19 protein-coding genes are annotated in these 23,528 nt (G+C 56.8%); 17 read left to right on the forward strand and 2 right to left on the reverse strand.

The window, feature by feature from the left end:
• Positions 1-8 precede the first annotated feature (8 nt).
• The 17 genes from nuoF to dnaE all read left to right on the forward strand — a co-directional run bounded on the left by nuoF (position 9) and on the right by dnaE (position 22,569).
• Positions 9-1,313, forward strand: a complete 1,305-nt coding sequence (gene nuoF, locus CUC55_RS02655; protein WP_067652768.1) for an NADH-quinone oxidoreductase subunit NuoF — start codon at positions 9-11, stop codon at positions 1,311-1,313.
• Positions 1,314-1,487: 174 nt separating this feature from the next.
• A complete protein-coding gene (gene nuoG / locus CUC55_RS02660) occupies positions 1,488-3,569 on the forward strand; it encodes an NADH-quinone oxidoreductase subunit NuoG (RefSeq protein WP_103086889.1) in 2,082 nt (693 codons plus the stop codon).
• Positions 3,570-3,581: 12 nt separating this feature from the next.
• Entirely contained in the window at positions 3,582-4,625 is a 1,044-nt protein-coding gene (gene nuoH, locus CUC55_RS02665) for an NADH-quinone oxidoreductase subunit NuoH (protein ID WP_067652772.1), read from the forward strand.
• A gap of 38 nt (positions 4,626-4,663) precedes the next feature.
• Positions 4,664-5,155: an NADH-quinone oxidoreductase subunit NuoI gene (nuoI, locus tag CUC55_RS02670; protein WP_042619657.1), complete on the forward strand. Its 492-nt coding sequence runs from the start codon at positions 4,664-4,666 to the stop codon at positions 5,153-5,155.
• A gap of 135 nt (positions 5,156-5,290) precedes the next feature.
• A complete protein-coding gene (locus CUC55_RS02675) occupies positions 5,291-5,905 on the forward strand; it encodes an NADH-quinone oxidoreductase subunit J (protein WP_067652774.1) in 615 nt (204 codons plus the stop codon).
• A gap of 30 nt (positions 5,906-5,935) precedes the next feature.
• Positions 5,936-6,244 (forward strand): NADH-quinone oxidoreductase subunit NuoK, encoded by a 309-nt coding sequence (gene nuoK, locus CUC55_RS02680; protein ID WP_042619655.1) that lies wholly within the window; start codon positions 5,936-5,938, stop codon positions 6,242-6,244.
• Between the two features lie 7 nt (positions 6,245-6,251).
• Complete coding sequence (gene nuoL, locus CUC55_RS02685; RefSeq protein WP_067652776.1) at positions 6,252-8,249, forward strand: NADH-quinone oxidoreductase subunit L; 1,998 nt, start codon at positions 6,252-6,254, stop codon at positions 8,247-8,249.
• On the forward strand, positions 8,249-9,760 hold the full coding sequence (locus tag CUC55_RS02690) for an NADH-quinone oxidoreductase subunit M (RefSeq protein WP_103086890.1): 1,512 nt from the start codon (positions 8,249-8,251) through the stop codon (positions 9,758-9,760). Before nuoL ends, CUC55_RS02690 begins: the two co-directional genes overlap by 1 nt.
• An 18-nt stretch (positions 9,761-9,778) precedes the next feature.
• Positions 9,779-11,224 carry an NADH-quinone oxidoreductase subunit NuoN gene (gene nuoN, locus CUC55_RS02695; protein WP_103086891.1) on the forward strand — a complete coding sequence of 482 codons (1,446 nt, stop codon included), beginning with the start codon at positions 9,779-9,781 and terminating at the stop codon, positions 11,222-11,224.
• A gap of 59 nt (positions 11,225-11,283) precedes the next feature.
• Positions 11,284-11,991, forward strand: a complete 708-nt coding sequence (locus CUC55_RS02700) for a biotin--[acetyl-CoA-carboxylase] ligase (protein WP_067652782.1) — start codon at positions 11,284-11,286, stop codon at positions 11,989-11,991.
• A gap of 193 nt (positions 11,992-12,184) precedes the next feature.
• On the forward strand, positions 12,185-13,852 hold the full coding sequence (locus CUC55_RS02705) for a ribonuclease J (RefSeq protein WP_103086892.1): 1,668 nt from the start codon (positions 12,185-12,187) through the stop codon (positions 13,850-13,852).
• Positions 13,853-13,910: 58 nt separating this feature from the next.
• Entirely contained in the window at positions 13,911-14,315 is a 405-nt protein-coding gene (mce, locus tag CUC55_RS02710; protein ID WP_067652786.1) for a methylmalonyl-CoA epimerase, read from the forward strand.
• Positions 14,316-14,368: 53 nt separating this feature from the next.
• Entirely contained in the window at positions 14,369-14,638 is a 270-nt protein-coding gene (locus CUC55_RS02715) for a DUF1467 family protein (protein WP_067652788.1), read from the forward strand.
• Positions 14,639-15,307: 669 nt separating this feature from the next.
• Positions 15,308-16,630: a proline--tRNA ligase gene (gene proS / locus CUC55_RS02720; protein ID WP_103086907.1), complete on the forward strand. Its 1,323-nt coding sequence runs from the start codon at positions 15,308-15,310 to the stop codon at positions 16,628-16,630.
• 20 nt (positions 16,631-16,650) lie between these two features.
• A complete protein-coding gene (locus tag CUC55_RS02725) occupies positions 16,651-17,958 on the forward strand; it encodes a lipoprotein-releasing ABC transporter permease subunit (protein WP_103086893.1) in 1,308 nt (435 codons plus the stop codon).
• 15 nt (positions 17,959-17,973) lie between these two features.
• Positions 17,974-18,657 (forward strand): ABC transporter ATP-binding protein, encoded by a 684-nt coding sequence (locus CUC55_RS02730; RefSeq protein ID WP_103086894.1) that lies wholly within the window; start codon positions 17,974-17,976, stop codon positions 18,655-18,657.
• 417 nt (positions 18,658-19,074) lie between these two features.
• Positions 19,075-22,569, forward strand: a complete 3,495-nt coding sequence (dnaE, locus tag CUC55_RS02735; RefSeq protein WP_103086908.1) for a DNA polymerase III subunit alpha — start codon at positions 19,075-19,077, stop codon at positions 22,567-22,569.
• A 38-nt stretch (positions 22,570-22,607) separates the two neighbouring features.
• Here the strand turns inward: dnaE and CUC55_RS02740 are convergent, their stop codons facing one another.
• Positions 22,608-22,898: a hypothetical protein gene (locus CUC55_RS02740; RefSeq protein WP_067652794.1), complete on the reverse strand. Its 291-nt coding sequence runs from the start codon at positions 22,896-22,898 to the stop codon at positions 22,608-22,610.
• 150 nt (positions 22,899-23,048) lie between these two features.
• Positions 23,049-23,528, reverse strand: a 480-nt coding sequence (locus tag CUC55_RS02745) for an SDR family NAD(P)-dependent oxidoreductase (RefSeq protein ID WP_157940898.1), incomplete at its 5' end; no start/stop codon positions are given.

Here is a 23,528-nt window from a genome sequence, read left to right on the forward strand (position 1 = left end):
GGTCAAGCATGTTAAAAGATCAGGATCGCATCTTTACCAATCTCTACGGCCTCAAAGACACGTCTCTGAAGGGCGTGTTGGCGCGCGGTCATTGGGATGGCACAAAGCAGATCATCGAAAAGGGTCGTGACTGGATCATCAACGAAATGAAGGCATCCGGCCTTCGTGGTCGTGGTGGTGCAGGCTTTCCGACAGGCCTCAAATGGTCCTTCATGCCGAAGGAAAGCGATGGCCGTCCGCATTACCTCGTCGTCAATGCCGACGAATCAGAGCCCGGTACCTGCAAGGACCGCGAAATCCTGCGCCACGATCCGCACACGCTGATCGAAGGCTGCGTAATCGCCGGTTTCGCCATGAGCGCGCACACGGCTTATATTTACGTTCGCGGTGAATATATGCGCGAACGCGAAGCGCTTCAGGCCGCGATCGACGAATGCTATGACGCCGGTCTGCTGGGCAAGAACAACAAGAACGGCTGGGATTTCGATATCTACGTTCACCACGGCGCAGGTGCTTATATCTGCGGCGAGGAAACAGCGCTTCTCGAAAGCCTCGAAGGCAAGAAGGGCCAACCGCGCCTCAAGCCTCCGTTCCCGGCCAATATGGGCCTCTATGGCTGCCCGACGACCGTTAACAATGTCGAGTCCATTGCCGTGGCGCCGACCATCCTGCGTCGCGGTGCATCGTGGTTCTCCTCCATCGGTCGCCCAAACAATGTCGGCACCAAGCTGTTCATGGTCTCGGGCCATGTCGAGCGCCCGTGTACATTCGAAGACGCGCTGGGTCTGTCGTTCAAGGAACTGATCGAGCGCCACTGTGGCGGCATTCGTGGCGGCTGGGATAATCTGCTCGGCGTCATTCCAGGCGGCGCGTCGTGCCCCATCGTTCGCGGTGAGGACATGAAGGACGCCATCATGGATTTCGATGGTATGCGCGAAGTGAAGTCTTCGTTCGGGACCGGCGGCATGATCGTCATGGACAAGTCCACCGACGTCATCAAGGCTATTGCCCGTATCGCGGCCTTCTTCAAGCATGAGAGCTGCGGCCAGTGCACGCCATGCCGCGAAGGCACGGGCTGGATGTGGCGCGTGCTGGAACGCATGGTAAAGGGCAACGCGCAGAAGCGCGAAATCGATATGCTGTTCGAAGTGACGAAGCAGATTGAAGGTCATACCATCTGCGCGCTGGGAGATGCCGCTGCATGGCCTGTTCAGGCGCTGATCCGCAATTTCCGTCCGGAAATCGAAAAGCGGATCGACGAATATACCTACAGAGCCATGGATGATGGCGCTGTGCTTGAGGCCGCCGAGTAACACCGGCCAAAGTAACACCTCGANGGTGTTGCGANGGGCGGGGATCGGGTGTACCGGTCCCTTACATCGTTAAAGCATTTGGCGCTTTTGAGTCTAAGCCGAATGCCATCAGGATTTGTTGCGGAACGCATGAGACTGTGCGGGACGGACAGGCAACAGGACGTAAGTAGGACCATGACAAAGCTCAAGGTTGACGGTAAAGAGATCGAAGTTCCGGATCATTTCACGCTGTTGCAGGCGTGCGAGGAGGCTGGTGCCGAAGTTCCGCGGTTTTGTTTCCACGAGCGTTTGTCGGTCGCGGGTAACTGCCGCATGTGTCTCATCGAGGTAAAGGGCGGACCGCCCAAGCCTGCCGCATCCTGCGCCATGGGCGTTCGTGATATTCGTGGCGGCCCGAACGGTGAATTGCCGGAAGTTTTCACCAACACGCCAATGGTCAAAAAGGCCCGCGAAGGCGTGATGGAATTCCTGCTCATCAACCATCCGCTCGATTGTCCCATCTGCGACCAGGGTGGCGAATGCGACCTTCAGGACCAGGCGATGGCTTTCGGTATTCCGGGTTCGCGCTATTCTGAAAACAAGCGCGCCGTTGAAGACAAATACATCGGACCGCTCGTCAAGACGGTCATGAACCGCTGCATTCACTGCACACGCTGCGTCCGCTTCACCACCGAAGTTGCCGGCATTTCCGAACTTGGCCTGATCGGTCGCGGCGAAGATGCTGAAATCACGACCTATCTCGAGCAGGCAATGACATCCGAGCTTCAGGGCAACGTCGTTGATCTCTGCCCGGTCGGTGCGCTGACGTCGAAGCCCTTTGCCTTCACGGCGCGTCCATGGGAACTCGGCAAGACTGAAACCATCGACGTGATGGATGCGCTCGGTTCGGCCATTCGCGTCGATACCCGTGGCCGTGAAGTCATGCGCGTCATGCCACGTGTCAACGAAGCCATCAACGAAGAGTGGATTTCCGACAAGAGCCGCTTCATCTGGGATGGCCTCAAGACCCAGCGTCTTGACAAGCCTTACGTCCGCAAGGATGGCCGCTTGCAGCCCGCAACTTGGGGCGAGGCTTTCGGCGCTATCAAGGCGGCCGTTTCATCGACTTCAGGTGAGAAAATTGGCGCTATCGCTGGCGATCTGGCCTCCGTCGAAGAAATGTTCGCATTGAAGTCGCTGCTCGCATCGCTGGGTTCGACAAATGTCGATTGCCGCCAGGATGGCGCAGCGCTTGATCCATCGCTCGGTCGCGCCAGCTACCTTTTCAACGCCACCATCGAAGGCATCGAACATGCCGACGCGTTGCTCATCATCGGCTCCAATCCACGCTACGAAGCTTCCGTACTCAACGCACGCATTCGCAAGCGCTGGCGCCGTGGTGGCTTCCCGATCGCTGTTATCGGTGAAGCGAGCGAGCTTCGTTACGACTATGAATATCTCGGCTCCGGCACCGACACGCTGTCCGATCTGGTCTCCGGTTCGCACAGCTTCATCGNAAAGCTGAAGGCTGCCAAGAACCCGATGATCATCGTCGGGCAGGGCGCTTTGTCGCGTGAAGACGGTGCGGCTGTTCTGTCTGCTGCTGCAAAGCTCGCAGTTTCCGTCGGCGTCGTGTCGCCCGAGTGGAACGGCTTCTCCGTTCTGCACACGGCTGCTGCCCGCGTCGGTGGTCTAGATATTGGCTTTGTTCCGGCAGACAAGGCGGCCAACGCTGCTTCCATCGCCGCATCTTCCGACGTTCNTTTCCTGCTGGGTGCAGACGAGATCGATCTGTCTGCGAAGACTGCNAAACTGACCGTTTATATCGGTTCGCATGGTGATGCTGGCGCAATGGCGGCGGACGTCATCCTGCCGGGTGCTGCCTATACCGAAAAGTCGGGTATCTGGGTCAACACCGAGGGACGCGTTCAGATGGGCAACCGCGCCGGTTTTGCACCGGGCGAAGCCCGCGAAGACTGGGCGATCCTGCGTGCACTGTCGGACGTTCTCGGCCACAAGCTGCCGTTCGACTCGCTGTCTGCACTGCGTGCCCAGCTTTACATCGCGCATCCGCACTTTGCTGATGCCGACGAGATTGCCGTGGCCGACGTGGCTGGCATCGAAGCGCTGGCGACTAAAGCTGGCACCCTGAACAAGGCGGGCTTTGCATCGCCGGTTAAGGATTTTTATTTGACGAACCCGATTGCGAGAGCGTCCGCCGTCATGGCCGAATGTTCCGCATTGGCCCGCAACAACTTCAAGGCTGCGGCAGAGTAAGGGTAGGGGACTATGGAATCGTTTTTCTGGAGCTACGTCTGGCCAGCGCTGATTATTGTCGGCCAGTCTCTGCTTCTTCTCGTTTTGTTGCTGGTGTCGATCGCCTTCCTTCTGCTTGCCGACCGTAAGATCTGGGCGGCCGTTCAGCTGCGCCGTGGTCCCAACGTCGTTGGTCCCTTCGGTCTCTTCCAGTCGTTTGCCGACCTTTTGAAGTTCATTCTGAAAGAGCCGGTCATTCCATCCGGTGCCAACAAGGCCGTGTTCCTGCTGGCTCCGCTGGTTGCCGTGACTTTGGCTCTGGCAACTTATGCCGTCATCCCGTTTGCGGATGGCTGGGTGATTGCCAACATCAATGTCGGCATTCTCTATATCTTCGCGATCTCGTCGCTTGAAGTCTACGGCATCATCATGGGTGGCTGGGCTTCGAACTCGAAGTACCCGTTCCTCGGCGCACTTCGTTCTGCGGCGCAGATGGTGTCCTACGAAGTCTCCATTGGCCTCGTCATCGTTACGGTCCTGCTCTGCGTTGGTTCTCTGAACCTGACGGATATCGTCAATGCGCAGCATTCGGGTATCGGCACGTCGCTTGGGCTTCCGGCATCGTTCCTGGATTGGCACTGGTTGCCGCTCTTCCCGATGTTCATCGTCTTCTTCATCTCGGCGCTGGCTGAAACCAACCGTCCACCGTTCGATCTGCCGGAAGCGGAATCGGAACTTGTGGCCGGTCACATGGTGGAGTATGGCTCCACTCCGTACATGATGTTCATGTTGGGCGAATATGCTGCCATCGTTCTGATGTGCTGCCTGACGACCATCCTGTTCCTGGGCGGCTGGCTTCCCATCGTGGATGTCTGGTTCCTGAACTGGGTGCCGGGTATCATCTGGTTCATCCTGAAGGGCGGCATGGTCTTCTTCATGTTCGGCTTAGTGAAGGCATTCGTTCCACGTTACCGCTATGACCAGTTGATGCGTCTTGGCTGGAAGGTTTTCCTTCCTCTGTCGCTCGCCATGGTCGTGATTGTTGCATTCGTACTCAAGCTGACGGCGGGGGCATAAGATGTCCGCAGTCCTCGCTTGTAGATTTGGAGGTTGAGATGGCCAGTCTTTCACAAGCCGTCAATTCACTGTTCCTCAAGGAATTCGTTGGCGCCTTCTTCCTGACGATGCGCCACTTCTTCAAACAGAAGGCAACGGTGAACTACCCNTTCGAGAAGGGTCCAGTCAGCCCGCGTTTCCGTGGTGAGCACGCATTGCGCCGCTACCCCAACGGCGAAGAGCGCTGCATTGCCTGCAAGCTGTGCGAAGCGATCTGTCCTGCCCAGGCCATCACCATCGAAGCCGGCCCACGCCGCAACGATGGCACGCGCCGCACGGTTCGTTACGATATCGACATGGTAAAGTGCATCTATTGTGGCTTCTGCCAGGAAGCATGCCCGGTCGATGCCATCGTTGAAGGTCCGAACTTCGAATTTGCGACGGAAACCCGCGAGGAGCTGTATTTCGACAAGCAGCGGCTTCTCGATAATGGCGACCGTTGGGAACGTGAAATCGCTCGCAACCTTGCTCTGGATGCGCCTTATCGTTAAGGCAGCATGGTTCCTTCGGAGCGCTGCTTCGGAGTGGGTAAAACAGTCACTGCCTGTCGGTTATCGCTGACGGGAATGAAACGGGCATGCGGCTTCAGGGTCGCGTTTGTCCGGTGAGGACAAAAAGGCACCAACATGGGTCTGCACGCTGTATTCTTTTACATCTTCGCCTTCGTCGCCGTGGCGTCTGCGTTTATGGTCATCGCATCGAAGAACCCCGTTCACTCGGTGCTGTTCCTCATTCTGACATTTTTCAACGCGGCGGCTCTCTTCCTGCTGACGGGTGCCGAATTCCTCGCCATGATCCTTCTGGTGGTTTATGTCGGCGCTGTGGCGGTGCTGTTCCTTTTCGTCGTGATGATGCTGGATGTTGATTTTGCCGAATTGCGTTCGGGTGTGTTGCAATATGCGCCGGTCGGCGCTCTCATCGGCATCATTCTGGCGGCAGAACTGATCATCGTCGTCGGTGGTAGCGTGCTGAACCCGGTGGCTGCGAAGTCGATCACCATGCCGATCCCGAACCCGGCGGAGCGCGCCAATACTGCAGCGCTGGGTGACGTGCTCTATACCAATTACATTTACTTCTTCCAGCTTGCCGGTCTGATACTACTGGTGGCCATGATCGGCGCCATCGTGCTGACCTTGCGTCACCGCACCGATATCAAGCGACAGGACATTGCAACGCAGGTCGCCCGCGATCCGAAGACCGCCGTCACGACGGTCAAGGTCAAGCCGGGTCAGGGCATCTAAGGCGCGAACGGATCCAAGGAACATAATATTATGGAAATCGGTCTTTCCCATTACCTCACGGTCAGCGCGGTCCTCTTCACGATCGGCATCTTCGGTATCTTTCTCAACCGTAAGAACGTCATCGTTATCCTGATGTCGATTGAACTTATCCTGCTTGCGGTCAATCTCAACATGGTGGCGTTCTCGTCGTTCCTCAACGATATCGTCGGTCAGGTCTTCGCTCTGTTCATTCTGACTGTTGCGGCTGCGGAAGCTGCCATCGGTCTTGCAATACTCGTTGTCTTCTATCGCAACCGCGGATCGATTGCCGTGGAAGACGTCAATATGATGAAGGGCTGATAAGGCTATGATCTACAAAGCTATCGTCTTTCTTCCGCTGATCGGCTTCCTGATCGCTGGCCTTTTTGGTCGCTCCATCGGTGCCAAAGCCTCGGAATATGTCACCACCGGCCTGATGATCATCGTTGCGATCCTGTCCTGGGTGGTCTTCATCAACGTGGCGCTTCTCAGCCACGAGCCTGGTGAAGTCATCAAGGTTACCGTGCTGCGTTGGATCCAGTCCGGCGGCATCGATGTCGAATGGGCCTTCCGTATCGATACGCTGACGGCCGTCATGTTCGTCGTCGTCAACACCGTGTCGACACTGGTTCATCTGTACTCCATCGGGTACATGCATCACGATCCGCATCGTCCGCGCTTTTTCGCCTACCTGTCGCTCTTTACCTTCGCCATGCTCATGCTGGTGACATCCGACAACCTGTTGCAGATGTTCTTTGGTTGGGAAGGCGTGGGTCTGGCGTCCTATCTGCTGATCGGCTTCTGGTACAAGAAACCATCTGCCTCTGCTGCCGCCATGAAGGCCTTTATCGTCAACCGCGTTGGTGACTTCGGCTTCATCCTCGGCATCTCCGGACTGTTCGTTCTGTTCGGCTCAGTCAATTTCGAAACGATCTTCGCAGCTGCTGGGACCTATCTGCCTGCCGACGGCGCAGCATCGACGGACGTCGTCATCAACCTGTTCGGCATGCAACTGGACAAGGCGCATGCGCTGACCGGCGTTTGCCTGCTGCTGTTCATGGGCTCCATGGGTAAATCGGCGCAGTTCCTGCTCCACACCTGGCTGCCGGACGCGATGGAAGGCCCGACGCCTGTGTCGGCCCTCATTCACGCGGCCACCATGGTCACGGCTGGTGTATTTCTTGTCGCACGCATGTCACCGATCTTTGAACTGTCGCCGGATGCCTTGACCTTTGTGACGCTGATTGGCGCGATCACGGCCTTCTTTGCGGCGACTGTCGGTCTGGTTCAGAACGATATCAAGCGCGTTATCGCTTATTCGACCTGTTCGCAGCTCGGTTACATGTTTGTGGCGCTTGGCGTCGGTGCTTATGGTGCCGCCGTGTTCCACCTCTTCACGCACGCGTTCTTCAAGGCGCTGCTGTTCCTTTGCGCCGGTTCGGTCATTCACGCCGTGGATGGTGAGCAGGACATGCGTCACATGGGCGGTCTGCGCAAGCACATCCCGATCACATTCTGGACCATGACCGTCGGTACGTTGGCACTGACAGGCGTGGGTATTCCAGGCACGATGATTGGCTTTGCAGGCTTCTTCTCGAAGGACGTGATCATCGAATCCGCTTATGCCTCGCACAATGCGGTTGCCGGTTTCGCCTTCACGCTTCTGGTCATCGCGGCACTGTTCACCAGCTTCTATTCCTGGCGCCTCGCGTTCCTGACCTTCTTCGGCAAGCCGCGTGCGTCAGCTGATGTCATGCACCACGTCCATGAATCGCCGATGGTCATGCTGATCCCGCTTTTCGTTCTGACTGTTGGTGCCGTCTTGGCTGGCGTCGTGTTCGAGGGGCATTTCTTCGGTGAAGAATATGCGGAATTCTGGAAGGGCGCACTGTTTACGCTTCCATCCAACGAAATTCTCGAAGAGTTCCACCACGTTCCATTGTGGGTCAAGTGGAGCCCATTCTTCGCCATGGCTCTTGGTTTCGTGACCGCATGGTACTTCTATATCAAGTCGCCCGAGACGCCGAAGCGTCTGGCCGAGACCCATCGTGGCCTCTACCAGTTCCTGCTGAACAAATGGTACTTCGACGAACTCTACGACTTCCTGTTTGTTCGCTCCGCAAAGGCGCTTGGCCGCTTCCTGTGGAAAAAGGGCGACGTGGCGGTTATCGACCACTATGGACCCAACGGTATTGCTGCGCGCGTGGCTGATGTGACCAACCGCGTCGTTCGTCTGCAGTCCGGTTACCTCTATCATTATGCCTTTGCGATGCTGATCGGTATTGCCGGGCTTGTCACCTGGATGATGCTCGGGAGTGCCCTGTGATGACCGATTGGCCTATTCTTTCAACGGTCACCTTTCTGCCGCTGGTCGGCGTGGTGCTTTTGCTTCTGACAAATGAAAACGGCCCCTTCGGGCGCCGTAACATTCTCAACGTATCGCTGCTGACGACGGTCTTCACTTTCGTGCTGTCCCTCTTCATCTGGATCGGTTTCGACAATTCGAACCCGGGTTTCCAGATGGTCGNAAAGCATGCCTGGTTCGGCAAGATCGCCGCCTATCATCTGGGCGTCGACGGCATCTCCATGCTGTTCGTCATTTTGACGACGTTCCTGATGCCGTTCTGCGTGCTGGCCAGCTGGAATTCCATCGAGAAGCGCCTCAAGGAATACATGATCGCCTTCCTTCTCCTGGAAGTCGTCATGGTCGGCGTGTTCGTCGCGCTCGACACTGTTCTCTTCTACGTCTTCTTTGAAGCCACACTCATTCCGATGTTCATCATCATCGGCGTGTGGGGCGGGAAGGATCGCGTCTACGCCTCCTACAAATTCTTCCTCTACACGCTGCTCGGTTCGGTTCTGACGATGCTCGCCATCATGGCGATGTACTGGCAGGCTGGCACGACTGATATGACGGAACTTTTGAAGCACGGCTTCCCGGCAGGCATGCAGACGTGGCTATGGCTTGCCTGCTTTGCTGCCTTTGCGGTCAAGATGCCGATGTGGCCTGTTCACACCTGGTTGCCCGATGCCCACGTTCAGGCACCGACGGCAGGCTCGGTCATTCTGGCTGGCGTCATGCTGAAGCTTGGTGGTTACGGTTTCATCCGTTTCTCGCTCTCGATGTTCCCAATTGCATCGGACCACTTTGCGCCATTCGTCTTTACGCTGTCGGTCATTGCCATCATCTACACCTCGCTGGTCGCGATGATGCAGGATGACATCAAGAAGCTGATCGCCTATTCCTCTGTCGCTCATATGGGCTACGTGACCATGGGTATCTTTGCCGCCAATGTTCAGGGCGTGCAGGGTGCGATCTTCCAGATGCTGTCGCACGGCATTGTCTCTGGCGCGCTCTTCCTCTGCGTTGGCGTCATCTATGACCGTCTGCATACTCGCGAGATTTCCGCTTACGGCGGTCTCGTCAACAATATGCCGAAATATGCTGTCGCCTTCATGGTCTTCACCATGGCCAATGTCGGTTTGCCCGGCACATCCGGTTTCGTCGGTGAATTCCTGACGATCGTCGGCGTGTTCCGCGCCAACACCTGGGCCGCGCTATTTGCGGCAACAGGCGTCATTCTTTCCGCCTCCTATGCATTGTGGCTTTATCGCCGGGTCATTTTCGGTGCGCTGGAAAAGGAAAGCCTGAAGTCCCTGCTTGATCTTTCGACACGTGNAAAGATCATTCTCTACCCGCTGGTGGCGCTGACGATTTTCTTCGGCGTCTATCCGGCGCCGGTTTTCGATGCTACGGCAGCGTCGGTGGACCTTTTGATCAATAATTATACGGCCGCATTGCAGGCAGCGCAGAATGTTGCGCTTTCTCTGAACTGACGACAGGACCCGTAGGACATGACCGCTGAAATTCTTTTTGCCAGTCTGCGCATCGCGACGCCCGAGCTGATCCTTGCGGTCGGCGCCTTGGCGCTGCTCATGATTGGGGTCTTCTCCGGGGACAAGTCGACCAATACGGTCATGGGTCTTTCCGTGGCTCTTCTGGTCGTCGTCGGTCTTTGGATCATCTTTGCACCGGCAACGGGTGAAGCCTTCGGCGGCGTTTACGTCGCAGATGCTTTCGGCAACTTCATGAAGGTGTTGGCGCTGATCGGTGCCATTGTCGCCATGATACTGTCCGTCGGCCATGGNCGCGTCGAGCCGATCGGTCGTTTCGAGTATCCGGTGTTGCTGGTTCTGGCCACGCTCGGCATTCTTCTGATGATCTCGGCCAACAACCTGATTTCGCTCTACATGGCGCTGGAGCTTCAGTCGCTGGCGCTCTACGTCATCTGCGCCATCAACCGCGAAAGCCTGCGCTCCACGGAAGCCGGTTTGAAATATTTCGTTCTCGGCGCTCTGTCTTCGGGCATGCTGCTTTACGGCATGTCGCTGGTTTACGGTTTTACCGGCAACACCGGCTTCAACGAAATCGCAACCGTTCTGGCGTCCGAGACCCGTTCCCTCGGCCTCGTGTTCGGTCTGGTCTTCGTACTGGCAGGTCTGGCGTTCAAAATTTCCGCAGTGCCGTTCCACATGTGGACTCCCGACGTTTATGAAGGTGCGCCAACGACCGTTACGGCATTCCTGGCCGCGGNCCCCAAGGTCGGTGCCATGGCGATCTTTGTTCGTATCGTCGTTGACGCGTTTCAGCCGGTCTTTGCCGATTGGCAGCAAATCGTCGTCTTCATCTCGATTGCATCCATGCTGCTCGGTGCTTTTGCCGCCATCGGCCAGAAGAACATCAAGCGCCTGATGGCCTATTCTTCGATTAGCCACATGGGTTACGCCCTGGTCGGTCTGGCTGCCGGTACACAAGCTGGCGTTTCGGGCGTGTTGATCTACATGGCCGTTTACATGGGAATGACGCTCGGCACCTTCGCCTGCATCCTAGCCATGCGCCGCAAGGACGTAGGTAATGTCGAAAGCGTTGACGATCTCGCCGGTCTGGCGTCCAGCAATCCATTTATGGCGCTGATTTTGACGGCAATGATGTTCTCGCTGGCTGGTATTCCGCCGTTGGCTGGCTTCTTCGGCAAGTACTACGTTTTCCTTGCCGCCATCGAAGCCAAGCTTTATCCGCTCGCTGTCATCGGTGTTATTGCCTCGGTCGTTGGTGCTTATTACTACCTTCGCATCGTCAAGATCATGTGGTTCGATGACGCAAAGGACGGTGGATTTGAAAAGGCGTCTGGCGAATTGCGTATCGTTTACGCGCTGTCCGGCCTCTTCGTCGTTGCCTTCATCGTCTTCGGTGGTGCATTGGGCAATGCGGTTGATGCCGCAGCTAAGACGTTCTTTTGAGTGAGACTTTGCATAGACCGGGCCTGACGTCATTGGATGACTTCCGGCACGAGGCTTTGATGGAAACCTCCTCCACCAATGTCGAATGCTTTGATCGTGCAAGGGCAGGTGACCCAGGTTGTCTTTGGGTCACTGCCGTCAGGCAGACCGGCGGGCGCGGTCGTCGTGGCAGGCCTTGGGTTTCGGAACCCGGCAACCTTTATGCCTCTCTTCTTTTGATCGATCCTGCGCCGATGGAAAGCATCGGCGCTCTGCCACTTGCCTTTGCGCTCGCGGTTTACCGTGCTGTCGGTGCGGTTTTGCCGCCAGATGGTGCGCCGCTTGAGATCAAGTGGCCGAATGATATTCTCATCGGGCGCAAAAAGACCTGCGGCATTCTCATGGAGGCCGAGACCTTGGCGGATGGACGCGCAGCGCTGGTCATCGGCATTGGAATCAACATCGCCCATATGCCCGACAATCCTGCTTACCCGGTCACTAGACTGGGCGAACATGGTGCATCCTGTGGTCCTGACGAACTTTTTGCGCATCTGTTTCGTGAGACAGCCCACGTTCTTGGGCTGTGGAATCGCGGGCAGGGCGTGGCGGAAATCGTTCGTTTGTGGCGTTCCGCCGCCTGCGGCATAGGCGAGCCGATTTCGGTCAATCTGCCCAACCAGTCTATTCGCGGGCGTTTTGCTGGAATTGATGATAATGGTTTCCTGCTGCTGGAGGAAGACGATGGCCCCTTGCGCTCCATCGCTGCCGGTGACGTATTTTTCGGCTGAACCGCACGGTGCGTAGACCGCGCCGACGTTCGCCACTCGAATCTGGAGCATGTCTGCTGCTCGGTAAATGCAGGACGCCCTTTCAGCCACGCATCGGCTGAGTGGGTCGGATGATGNAAACCGGTGCTTATCGCTTCACCCGCGCGCGTTTAGAAGGCGAGGCGGTAGCGACCATGATTGGACAAAACACGCAATGACGACAAAAGACGAATTTGTATTCCTGCCGCTCGGTGGTGTTGGCGAAATTGGCATGAACCTGGCGCTTTATGGCTACGGTCCTGCGGCCAAGCGCGAATGGATCATGGTAGACTGCGGCGTGACCTTCGCCGGTCTCGACCTGCCGGGCATCGATCTTGTGCTGCCCGATATCAGTTTCATTGAAGCACAGCGCGGAAACCTCAAAGCCATCATTATAACCCACGCGCATGAAGACCATTACGGCGCGCTGAATGATCTATGGCCCAGCCTGAAAGTACCGGTCTATGCGTCCGGCTTCACCGCTGGCATGCTGGATGCCAAGCGTAATTACGAAGGCANCCGCGCGGAAATTCCGATCACGCCATTCAAGGCGGGTGACCGCATCAATGTCGGCCCGTTCGAAATCGAAGCCATCGGCGTCAACCACTCTATCCCCGAACCCATGTCGCTGGTCATCCGCACTCCGCTCGGCAATGCCGTTCACACGGGCGACTGGAAGATCGATCATGCGCCATCGCTCGGACCTTTCACCGATGAAGCGCGTTTCCGCGCCGTCGGCGAAGAAGGCGTGCTGGCGATGATGTGCGACAGCACCAATGCGCTTCGTGATGGCGTTTCGCCGTCTGAAGAACAGGTGTCGGAAGGTCTTCGCCAGATCATTGNAAATGCCGAGGGACGTGTGGCCATCACCACGTTTTCCTCCAATGTCGGACGCATTCGCTCCATCGCGCAGGCTGCGGAACGCGCAGGTCGTGAAGTTTTGCTGTTGGGTAGCTCGTTGAAGCGCGTGGTCAACGTCTCGCAGGACCTCGGCATCATGGAAGGCATCAAGCCGTTTCTGGCCGAAGACGAATATGGCTACATCCCCCGCAACAAGGTCGTCGTCATCCTCACCGGCTCGCAGGGCGAATCGCGCGCCGCGCTCGCCAAGCTGTCGCGTGACGAAATGCGCAATGTTGCGCTCGCCTCCGGCGATACGGTGGTGTTTTCGTCCCGCGCTATTCCCGGCAATGAAAAGGCCATTCAGGACATCAAGAACGGCCTGATCGAGCAGGGCATTCACATCATTACTGATAATGAAGCGCTGGTTCACGTTTCCGGTCATCCGCGTCGCAGCGAACTTCTTCAGATGTATGAGTGGGTGAAGCCACAAATTCTGGTTCCCGTGCATGGCGAAGCCGCGCATCTGGTAGGGCAAAAGCTACTCGCCGAGCAGGCTGGCATCGGGCAGGTTCCGAAGGTCCGCAACGGCAACATCCTGCGCCTGGCGCCGGGGCCAGCCGAAGTCATCGACGATGCACCGCATGGCCGCGTCTTCAAGGACGGTCGCCTCTTGGGTGATTTCGAGGAAATGGGTATTGGCGACCGCCGCAAGCTGTCCTTTGCTGGCCACGTTTCGATCAATGTCCTGCTCGACAGCCGGTTCGATTTCCAGGGCGATCCCGATGTCGTGCCGTTCGGTCTGCCGGAGTTCGATGACGAAGGCGAAGCCATGGAAGACACGCTCTATGACGCCGTGCTCAGCGCTGTCGAAAGCATTCCGCGCGCCCGTCGCAAGGACTTGAACGTTGTCAGGGAATCCATCCGCCGCGCCGTCCGTGCCACGGCCAATCAGGTCTGGGGCAAGAAGCCTATCGTGACTGTCTTCGTGACGAAGGTGTAACGTCGAATATGCAGGTCGAGGCGCAGGGCGCTTCGACCGCCGTTTTCGGGAGGAAAGCATGCTCGGTCGTATCAACCACGTGGCACTTGCCGTGCCGGATCTGGCAGCGGCCGTCGCAACCTACCGCGATACCTTGGGTGCTGATGTCTCTCAGCCTCAGGCTTTGCCGGAACATGGCGTGACGGTGGTGTTCATCGAACTGCCCAACACGAAGGTGGAATTGTTGGAACCGCTTGGTGAAGATTCACCGATTGCCGCCTTCCTGGAAAAGAACCCCTCCGGCGGCATGCACCACATTTGTTATGAAGTGGACGACATCATCGTTGCGCGCGACCACTTGAAACAACAGGGGGCGAGGGTGCTGGGGAGTGGCGAACTGAAAACCGGCGCGCATGGCAAGCCAGTGATGTTTCTCCATCCGAAAGATTTCTTCGGTACTCTGATAGAGATTGAACAGGTCTGAGTCGGCCTTAGGCGCGTGGCTCGTTCACGACGACAATATGAGAGGTTTAAGATATGCCGTGGCTTTCGGCTTTTGCCGTCTTTTTCATCGTCTGGTGGACGGTGCTGTTCATTGTCCTGCCGATTGGTCTGCGCACGCAATCCGAAGATGGAAATGTGGCGCTTGGAACTGTCGCCAGCGCGCCATCGCGGTTCAGCGGTGGCAAGATCGTGTTGCTGACGACGCTGATTTCACTGCTCATCTGTGGCGCTTGGTATCTGACAACGTGGTATTTTGGTTTCACCATGGATGATCTGCCGCGCATCATTCCAGTTTACGACTGATTTCGTCATTCAACTGTCATCTGCCCACGCCATAGAGGGAGCGCACTGTTGTTATGGACGCACCCGACACGTTGACTGACGCGATTAAGTCGAAATCTGCTTCGCGCTTCAGGTCTGGTGAGCTTAAGGCNAAAAAAAACAAGGCATTTCAGCCTTGTTCTTTAGTTTCGCGTGATCTGTAACCGTTACCGGGGCTGCGCTAGAGCGCGCCTAAGATCTCATCCTCCCAAGACTGACCGCGAAAATGACAAGAATTTAAACTTCCTGCCTCTTTTGTGAGCCNAAACTAGCTCAATCATAGGCAGTTGTCATTAGANTTTTTGCATTTTTGTTACAGTCGGCAGAAAATTCCTCCTGAAGCGATATGTCGCACCTTAGCGGCAATAATATTCCTCCTGTAACCGTTCAGGGGCGAAAGTCGTCTCACAAATTCGCCGCAGAAGTGCCACGAAGCACAATTTTACCTGATTGCAACATGGTGGCAGACCTTCGGTGCCCTCAGAATTCCGTCCTGNAAAGAATCGATAGCGCATCGGTGCCATCAACATGGCAAGGCGTTTGAGAGCGGGTTTCTTTCTGATGCGGAAACCGCTATGTACGGCGCAAATGTCCCTTTATTCCGGCGATTCCCGTGTCAAATCGGTGTTTCGCCACAGAATGGAAACCACCATGCGTCTTAGCCGTTACTTTTTGCCCATCCTCAAGGAAAATCCCAAGGAAGCGGAAATCGTCTCGCATCGCCTCATGCTGCGTGCAGGCATGGTGCGTCAGCAGAGCCAGGGCATTTATTCCTGGTTGCCGCTGGGCAAACGCGTATTGGATAAGGTCAACAAGATCGTCCGTGAAGAGCAGGATCGCTCCGGCGCGATCGAGCNTTTGATGCCAACGCTTCAGACTGCCGAGCTTTGGCAGGAAAGCGGTCGTTATGACGATTATGGCAAGGAAATGCTGCGTATCAAGGATCGTCAGGACCGCCAGATGCTCTATGGTCCGACCAATGAAGAGATGATCACAGACATCTTCCGGTCCTATGTAAAGTCATACAAGAGCCTGCCGCTGAACCTCTATCACATTCAGCTCAAGTTCCGTGACGAGGTACGCCCGCGTTTCGGCACCATGCGCTCGCGTGAATTCCTGATGAAGGATGCCTATTCCTTCGATCTGACCAAGGAAGACGCTATCCACTCCTATAACAAGATGTTCACCGCCTATCTGCGCACCTTCTCGCGTCTCGGTCTGCGGGCCATTCCCATGCGCGCCGATACCGGCCCAATCGGTGGCAATCACAGTCATGAATTCATCATTCTGGCGGATACCGGTGAATCGGAAGTGTTCTGCCACAAGAGCTTCCTGGATCGCGGCATTCCCTCCGACGCCACTGATTTCGATGATGTCGCAGGACTTCAGGGCATTTTCGATGAGTGGACGACCGATTATGCCGCCACATCTGAAATGCACGATGAAGCTGCATTCGACGCGATCCCCGAGGGCGAGCGCCTCTCTGCGCGCGGTATCGAAGTCGGTCACATCTTCTATTTCGGCACGAAATATTCCGAGCCGATGGGTGCCAAGGTTCAGGGACCGGATGGCAAGGAACACCTTGTCCACATGGGTTCCTATGGCATTGGACCCACGCGCCTTGTTCCCGCCATCATTGAAGCATCGCATGATGAGAACGGAATCATCTGGCCGGACTCGGTTGCGCCTTTCGACGTTGTCATCATCAACATGAAGGCTGGTGATGCTGCCTGTGATGCGGCTTGTGNAAAGCTGTATTACTCGTTGTCCAACGCGGGCAAGGATGTTCTCTACGACGACACGGACGACCGCGCGGGCCAGAAGTTTGCGACGGCCGATCTCATCGGCGTACCGGTGCAGATCATCGTTGGTCCACGCAGCGTCGCTGCTGGCGAGGTCGAAGTGAAGAACCGCAAGACCGGCGCGCGTGAAACCGTGACCGTTGAAGCCGCAATGAACAAGGTGCTTGGCTGAAAAGCCGACAAGGAGACGACATGGCNAAAGCCGAGGCTGATAGTGGTGCAGGCTCACCCGTAAAGGGAAAGTCCGCCCGGCCATTTTCGGCCTTCGAGCGCATGGTGGCGTGGCGCTACCTGCGCTCGCGCCGCAAGGAAGCGTTCATTTCCGTCATCGCAGGTTTTTCCTTCGTCGGCATCATGCTCGGCGTTGCGACGCTGATCATCGTGATGGCTGTGATGAACGGTTTCCGCACGGAGCTGATTTCCCGCATTCTCGGCATCAACGGCCACATGATCGTGCAGCCGATCGATTCACCGCTGAAAGATTATGACGCTCTGGCGAAGAGGTTCGCTGGTGTTCCCGGCGTTACCATGGCGCTGCCACTGGTAGAGGGTCAGACACTTGCCTCCGGTCGCGGTGGTGCGGGCAGCGGCGCGCTGGTGCGCGGCGTTCGTGCCGAAGATATGGAGAAGATCAAGGAAGTCTCCGGTAACATCAAGGCAGGCGATCTGGTCGGCTTCATGTCAGGGCAGGGCGTTCTCGTCGGCTCGCGCCTCGCATCTCAGCTTGGTGTAACGGCGGGTGACCAGATTACATTGATATCACCGGAAGGTGACGTGACGCCGATGGGTGTCAATCCGCGTGTGAAATCCTATACGATCTCAGGCGTCTTCGAAATTGGCATGTCTGAATATGATGCGTCGATGATCTATATGCCGCTTTCGGAAGCGCAACTTTATTTCAACAATGAAGGCATCGTACAGTCCATCGAGCTGTTCGTGACTCACCCGGACAATGTGGATGGCATCAGGCCTCTGGTGGAAGCGGCGGCTGAACGGCAGATTTACATCACCGATTGGCGACAGCGAAACCAGACCTTCTTCTCCGCCTTGCAGGTGGAGCGCAACGTCATGTTCATGATCCTGACGCTGATCGTGCTGGTGGCGGCACTGAACATCATCTCGGGCCTGATCATGCTGGTCAAGGACAAGGGCAGCGATATCGCCANTTTGCGCACCATGGGTGCCAGCGGCGGCTCCATCATGCGTATTTTCTTCATGACGGGCGCTGCGATTGGCATGGTCGGCACCTTTGCGGGCGTCGGACTTGGGGTGCTCGTCTGTCTCAATGTGGAATCGATCCGGCAGTTCTTCTCATGGATTTCAGGGACGGTTCTGTTCGATCCGCAGCTCTATTTCCTCAGCCAGCTTCCGGCGGAAATGCAGCTGAGCGAAACGCTGACCGTCGTTGGCATGGCGCTGACCTTGTCCTTCCTGGCAACGATCTTTCCGGCATGGCGGGCGTCCAAGCTCGATCCTGTGCAAGCCCTGCGTTACGAATAAGGACTGCTTCACACCATGGCAAAGAAAACAGCGTTGCGGCTTTCCGGCGTGGAACGGACCTACGGTCAGGGCGAAACAAGCCTTTCCATTTTGAAAAATGCCGATCTTGAACTGAGAAGCGGTGAAATTGTCGCTCTCGTTGCGCCGTCTGGCACGGGTAAATCCACCTTGCTGCATCTCGCAGGTCTGCTGGAGCACCCAGACGCCGGCGAGGTGTTCATCAATGGTCGCTCGTGTGGCAATCTGTCTGATGAGGAGCGCACCTCCATTCGCGGTAGCGATATCGGTTTCGTCTACCAGTTCCACCATCTGCTGCCGGAGTTCACGGCGCTCGNAAACATTATGATGCCGCAGCTGATTTCCGGTCTGCCGCATGCTGAAGCAAAAGAGCGCGCGGCGGCGCTCCTCGACTACATGCGTATCGGTCACCGTGGCGACCACCGTCCGTCAGAACTATCCGGCGGTGAACAGCAACGCGTGGCTATTGCCCGCGCCGTGGCCAACGCGCCGCTTCTGCTGTTGGCTGATGAGCCGACCGGCAATCTCGACCCTGAGACGGCATCCTACGTCTTCGGCGCTCTGGAAGCGCTTGTTCGCCAGTCCGGCCTTGCCGCCCTGATCGCAACCCATAACCACGAACTCGCGGGCCGCATGGATCGTCGTGTGACCTTGAGTGAAGGCAAGATCGTGGAGTTCTGATCCACCACCGCCAACACTGGAATTCTGACCCATGTCATCCATCAGCCCCGTGCAGCATCTGCTGCGCGGGGNTTTGTCATTGGAGGCAATGGCTTGCTCCATCGTGCCCGGAACCGCATCGATTCTCCGTGCGTTGACAAGACAGCATCCTAAAAAAAGCCGTTGACAACGAAACAAAATGAGAACAAAGTTAGAACATAAAGAGTATGGAGAGACAAATGACCGACATCATCCGTGACATCGCAGCCTTCGCTTCCATCGCAGTTTTCGTCGCCAGCTTCTCGGTAATCCTCACTTCCATGTGACAGGCATCCGTCATTTCAAAGTGAAATGACCGTGTAAACTACCTCAGGGCAGTGGACATTGCCTTCAGGAAATCCGAAAATCCCGATGACTCAGAATGACGGGATGACGGTGATGGGCAAGATTTTGGTAAGCGGCGACATGGCCGCCAAAGAACTGAAAACGCCCGGCTTCGTTCACCTTCGTGTGCACTCTGCCTATTCGCTTCTCGAGGGCGCTTTGCCCTTGNAAAAAATCATGGCGAAGGCTGTCGCTGACAGTCAGCCCGCCATTGCAATCACCGATACCAACAATCTTTTCATCGCGCTGGAGTTTTCCGAAAAAGCGCGGGATGAAGGCTTGCAGCCGATCATCGGCTGCCAGATGTCCATCGATATGCAGGACGCTTCAGATGATAAGCGTGGGCATAACAATCTTTCAAAGCTGCCATCCATCGTTGTGCTGGCCGCAAATGCTGAAGGGTATGAGCGGCTTGTGGACCTGATCAGTCGCGCCTATCTTGATGGCGAAGACACGGGTCCCTCGGTCTGCATCACCAGGAGCTGGCTGGAAGAGGGCGATAATACCGGTCTCATCGTGTTGAGCGGTGCGTCCACCGGCCCTATCGATATGGCGCTGAGGGAAGGTCATACCGCGCAGGCAACCAGACGGCTTCTTGCGCTGAAAGAACTGTTCGGCGACCGGCTCTATATCGAGCTTCAGCGTCAGGGCAATTTCGACCGTGGACACGAACGCCGCATGGTAACGCTGGCTTACGAGCACGACGTTCCACTTGTAGCGACCAACGAAGCGTTCTTCCCGACCCGCGCAGATTACGATGCTCATGATGCGTTGATGGCCGTGGCTCACAACGCCATCGTTTCCGATGACAGCCGTTTTCGCCTGACGCCCGATCACTATCTCNAAAGCCGTGACGAGATGATGGCGCTGTTTGCCGACATTCCTGAAGCGCTGGAAAACACCATTGAGATCGCCCAGCGTTGCTCCTACGTGCTGAAAAAGCGTGGTCCCATCCTGCCACGCTTCACCGGCGCCAGCGAAGACCCCGATGAGGCCGACCGCGCCGAAGGACTGGAGTTGCGCAGACAGGCCGTGGAAGGTTTGGACCAGCGGCTTGCAGCACTTGGCATGGCGCCGGGCTATACCGAACAGGAATATCGCGACCGGCTGGATTTCGAACTCGGCGTCATCGAGCGCATGAAGTTTCCCGGCTACTTCCTCATCGTTGCGGACTTCATCAAATGGGCGAAGAATCAGGATATACCCGTCGGCCCTGGCCGTGGTTCCGGTGCGGGGTCGCTCGTCGCCTACGCCTTGACCATCACCGATGTCGATCCGCTGCGCTTCTCCTTGCTGTTCGAGCGCTTCCTCAATCCGGAACGCGTATCGATGCCCGACTTCGATATCGACTTCTGTCAGGATCGCCGCGAAGAGGTGATCCGCTATGTGCAAAAGAAGTATGGTCGCGAGCAGGTGGCGCAGATCATCACCTTCGGTTCGTTGCAGGCGCGTGCCGCGCTGCGCGATGTGGGGCGTGTGCTGGAAATGCCCTACGGGCAGGTGGACCGCATCTGCAAGCTGGTGCCGAACAACCCTGCCAACCCGACGACGTTGTCCAAGGCCATCGAAGAAGAGCCGCGTTTTCAAGAGGAGGCTGACAAGGAGCCGGTCGTTGCCCGTCTTCTGGATATCGCCCAGAAGATCGAAGGCCTCTATCGTCACGCATCCACCCACGCCGCCGGTATCGTCATTGGTGACCGGCCGCTGTCCAAGCTTGTGCCGATGTATCGAGACCCGCGCTCGGATATGCCAGTCACCCAGTTCAATATGAAATGGGTGGAAAGCGCGGGGCTGGTGAAGTTCGACTTTCTCGGACTGAAAACGCTGACCGTTTTGAAAGTGGCGGTGGATTTCGTCGCAAGGCGCGGCGTTGCAGTCGATCTGGCGGCTATTCCGCTGGAGGATGAGNAAACCTACGAGATGCTGTCGCGCGGCGAAACCATCGGCGTGTTCCAGGTGGAAAGTGCTGGCATGCGCAAGGCGCTTATTGGCATGCGCCCGGACTGCATCGAGGACATCATTGCGCTCGTCGCGCTGTATCGTCCGGGTCCGATGGAGAACATTCCGGTCTACAACGCCCGTAAACATGGCGAGGAGGAGATCGAGTCGATCCANCCGACCATCGATCATCTGCTGAAGGAAACGCAGGGCGTTATCGTCTATCAGGAACAGGTGATGCAGATCGCCCAGGTTCTCTCTGGCTATTCGCTCGGCGAAGCCGATCTTCTGCGCCGCGCCATGGGTAAGAAGATCAAGGAGGAGATGGACCAACAGCGCGAGCGTTTCGTGGAAGGTGCGATGCGCAACGACGTGTCGAAAGCGCAGTCCAACACCATTTTCGACCTGCTGGCCAAGTTCGCGAATTACGGCTTCAATAAGTCTCACGCCGCTGCCTACGCTATCGTCTCTTATCAGACAGCCTATATGAAGGCGCATTTCCCGGTGGAGTTCCTGGCGGCGTCGATGACGCTGGATATGGCCAATACCGAAAAGGTCAACGACTTCCGTCAGGATGCGGGTCGGATGGGCATTGAGATCGTCGCGCCCTCGGTGCAGACGTCGCACCGCCGTTTCGAACCCGGCGAAAACCGCATCTATTACTCGCTGGCAGCGCTGAAGGGTGTTGGCGAAGGCGCGGTTGATCACATCGTCGAAGCGCGCGGCGAAACACCTTTCGCCAGCCTTGAAGATTTCTGCTTGCGGATCGATNCGAAGCAGATCAACCGTCGCGTTTTGGAAAGCCTCATCAATGCCGGTGCGTTTGATTGTTTTGGCAAGGATCGCGCCGAACTGATCGGCGGGCTGGACCGCATCATCGGCTACGCGCAGCTGGCGCAAAGCCGCCGGGTCAGTGGGCAGCACGACATGTTCGGTTCCGGTGGAGCTAGCGGCCCGGNAAAGCTTGTGCTTCCTGCCTACCAGCCCTGGCTGGCGTCAGAAAAGTTGCTGCGGGAATATCAGGTGCTCGGTTTCTATCTCACGGCCCATCCGCTCGATACCTACCGCGCTGTGCTTGATAAGCTGCGCGTGCAGAACATTGCCGATTTTACCGCAGCGGTGAAACAGGGTGCTACCGCTGGCCGTCTGGCGGGCACTGTTACCGGTAAGCAGGAACGCAAGACGAGAACCGGCAACAAGATGGGTATCATCACCTTCTCGGATGCGTCCGGCCAATATGAGGCTGTGCTGNTTTCCGAAGGTCTTGCCCAGTATCGTGATCTGCTGGAAGTCGGGAAATCGCTGGTCGTTACCGTTCAGGCGGAAGAGCGCCCAGAAGGCATCGGCCTTCGCATCCAGACTGCCCAATCGCTGGAGGAAAAATCTGTCCAGATGCAAAAGGCGCTCCGCGTCTATATCCGCGATTCCAGCCCACTCAAAACGCTGGTCCACCACCTCAACAGAGGTGATGGTTCGGTCTATTTTGTCGTCATAAAAGACGATGGACAGCGCGAAATCGAAGTTGAACTGCCTGGGAAATACCGCATCTCGCCAGAGATCGGTGCAGCTTTCCGCTCTGCCGCCGGTGTCATCGACGTCGAGCTTATCTGATTTCTCTCAGGGTCTTGCTGCGGTTTTTTCTACCGGTTTCAGAACAGGCTGTTGGTCGGATAGGCATTGCTGCCTCGGTCGCTGAAACCGTGGCGGGAAAGGCATGCTCTGAGGGCTGCATTGTAGATGTATGGTGTTGCTTCCAGCGCGCCATATTGTGGCATGCCAGCTTCATAGGTGCAGTTCGTCAGCGCCCGGTCGTAAACTTCGAGAATGATCGGGTCGCTTGTGACGTCCGGTCCGGCGTACACGCGGTAGTTCTGAGGTGCTTCTGCTGCCGACACGCAGGCAAGTCCGAAAATAGCTGCCGCAATATGTTTGATGTTCATCTCGAGCCACTTTCTATTGGTGATTGTCGATCGNAAACGTCCGGCAATCGTTCAGGTTCCAGAAAGCAATGAAACAAGGATCGCCGCAACAGCGGCGGGAGACTCATTGCTCCACGCCGCGTTTTAAAATATTTGGTGTATAGCTTGATCTCAGCTTGCCTGGTCCGCTCTATCTGCGGAGAATGCGACGTCTCGTTGCGCTTCAAGGGCGGTCAGCCGTTGGTGCAAAGCATTTGAAATCGAATCATACGCGGTGCTGCCAAGCGGAAGACGAAGCGCTGGTTTGTCGCTATCGGCAGCCTCTATAATCGCCGCCACGGTGCGTCCGGCATCGCCTTTCAGCACAAAATTTCCGTCGCTTATGGCGCGGCGTACCGCACCTGCTGGTGTGTCGTCATAGACGCTCATCGGCTCTGCGTGCACCAGCGCTGCACCGAAATTGGTAGCGGTCGGCCCAGGTTCTGCGAGGATAAAGTCAATTCCGAAAGGCGCGACTTCCTGCGCCACGGCTTCGACAAATCCTTCGATGCCCCATTTCGTGGCGTGGTAAGCGCGATCGTGTCCCGCAGCGTGGTGTAGCTTATGACATCCACGGCGTATTCCGGGCTTGGCCGGATGATTGTCAGCGTG

The organism is Agrobacterium bohemicum, from assembly GCF_002896715.1.
In the GTDB taxonomy this organism is placed as follows: Bacteria; Pseudomonadota; Alphaproteobacteria; order Rhizobiales; family Rhizobiaceae; genus Agrobacterium; species Agrobacterium bohemicum.

Excerpts from the sequence above, each read along its gene's own strand:
- nuoF (WP_067652768.1), top strand. The coding sequence starts at position 9 with ATGTTAAAAGATCAGGATCGCATCTTTACCAATCTCTACGGCCTCAAA.
- nuoH (WP_067652772.1), top strand. The coding sequence starts at position 3,582 with ATGGAATCGTTTTTCTGGAGCTACGTCTGGCCAGCGCTGATTATTGTC.
- CUC55_RS02675 (WP_067652774.1), top strand. The coding sequence starts at position 5,291 with ATGGGTCTGCACGCTGTATTCTTTTACATCTTCGCCTTCGTCGCCGTG.
- nuoK (WP_042619655.1), top strand. The coding sequence starts at position 5,936 with ATGGAAATCGGTCTTTCCCATTACCTCACGGTCAGCGCGGTCCTCTTC.
- nuoL (WP_067652776.1), top strand. The coding sequence starts at position 6,252 with ATGATCTACAAAGCTATCGTCTTTCTTCCGCTGATCGGCTTCCTGATC.
- CUC55_RS02700 (WP_067652782.1), top strand. The coding sequence starts at position 11,284 with ATGGAAACCTCCTCCACCAATGTCGAATGCTTTGATCGTGCAAGGGCA.
- mce (WP_067652786.1), top strand. The coding sequence starts at position 13,911 with ATGCTCGGTCGTATCAACCACGTGGCACTTGCCGTGCCGGATCTGGCA.
- CUC55_RS02715 (WP_067652788.1), top strand. The coding sequence starts at position 14,369 with ATGCCGTGGCTTTCGGCTTTTGCCGTCTTTTTCATCGTCTGGTGGACG.
- CUC55_RS02740 (WP_067652794.1), bottom strand. The coding sequence starts at position 22,898 with ATGAACATCAAACATATTGCGGCAGCTATTTTCGGACTTGCCTGCGTG.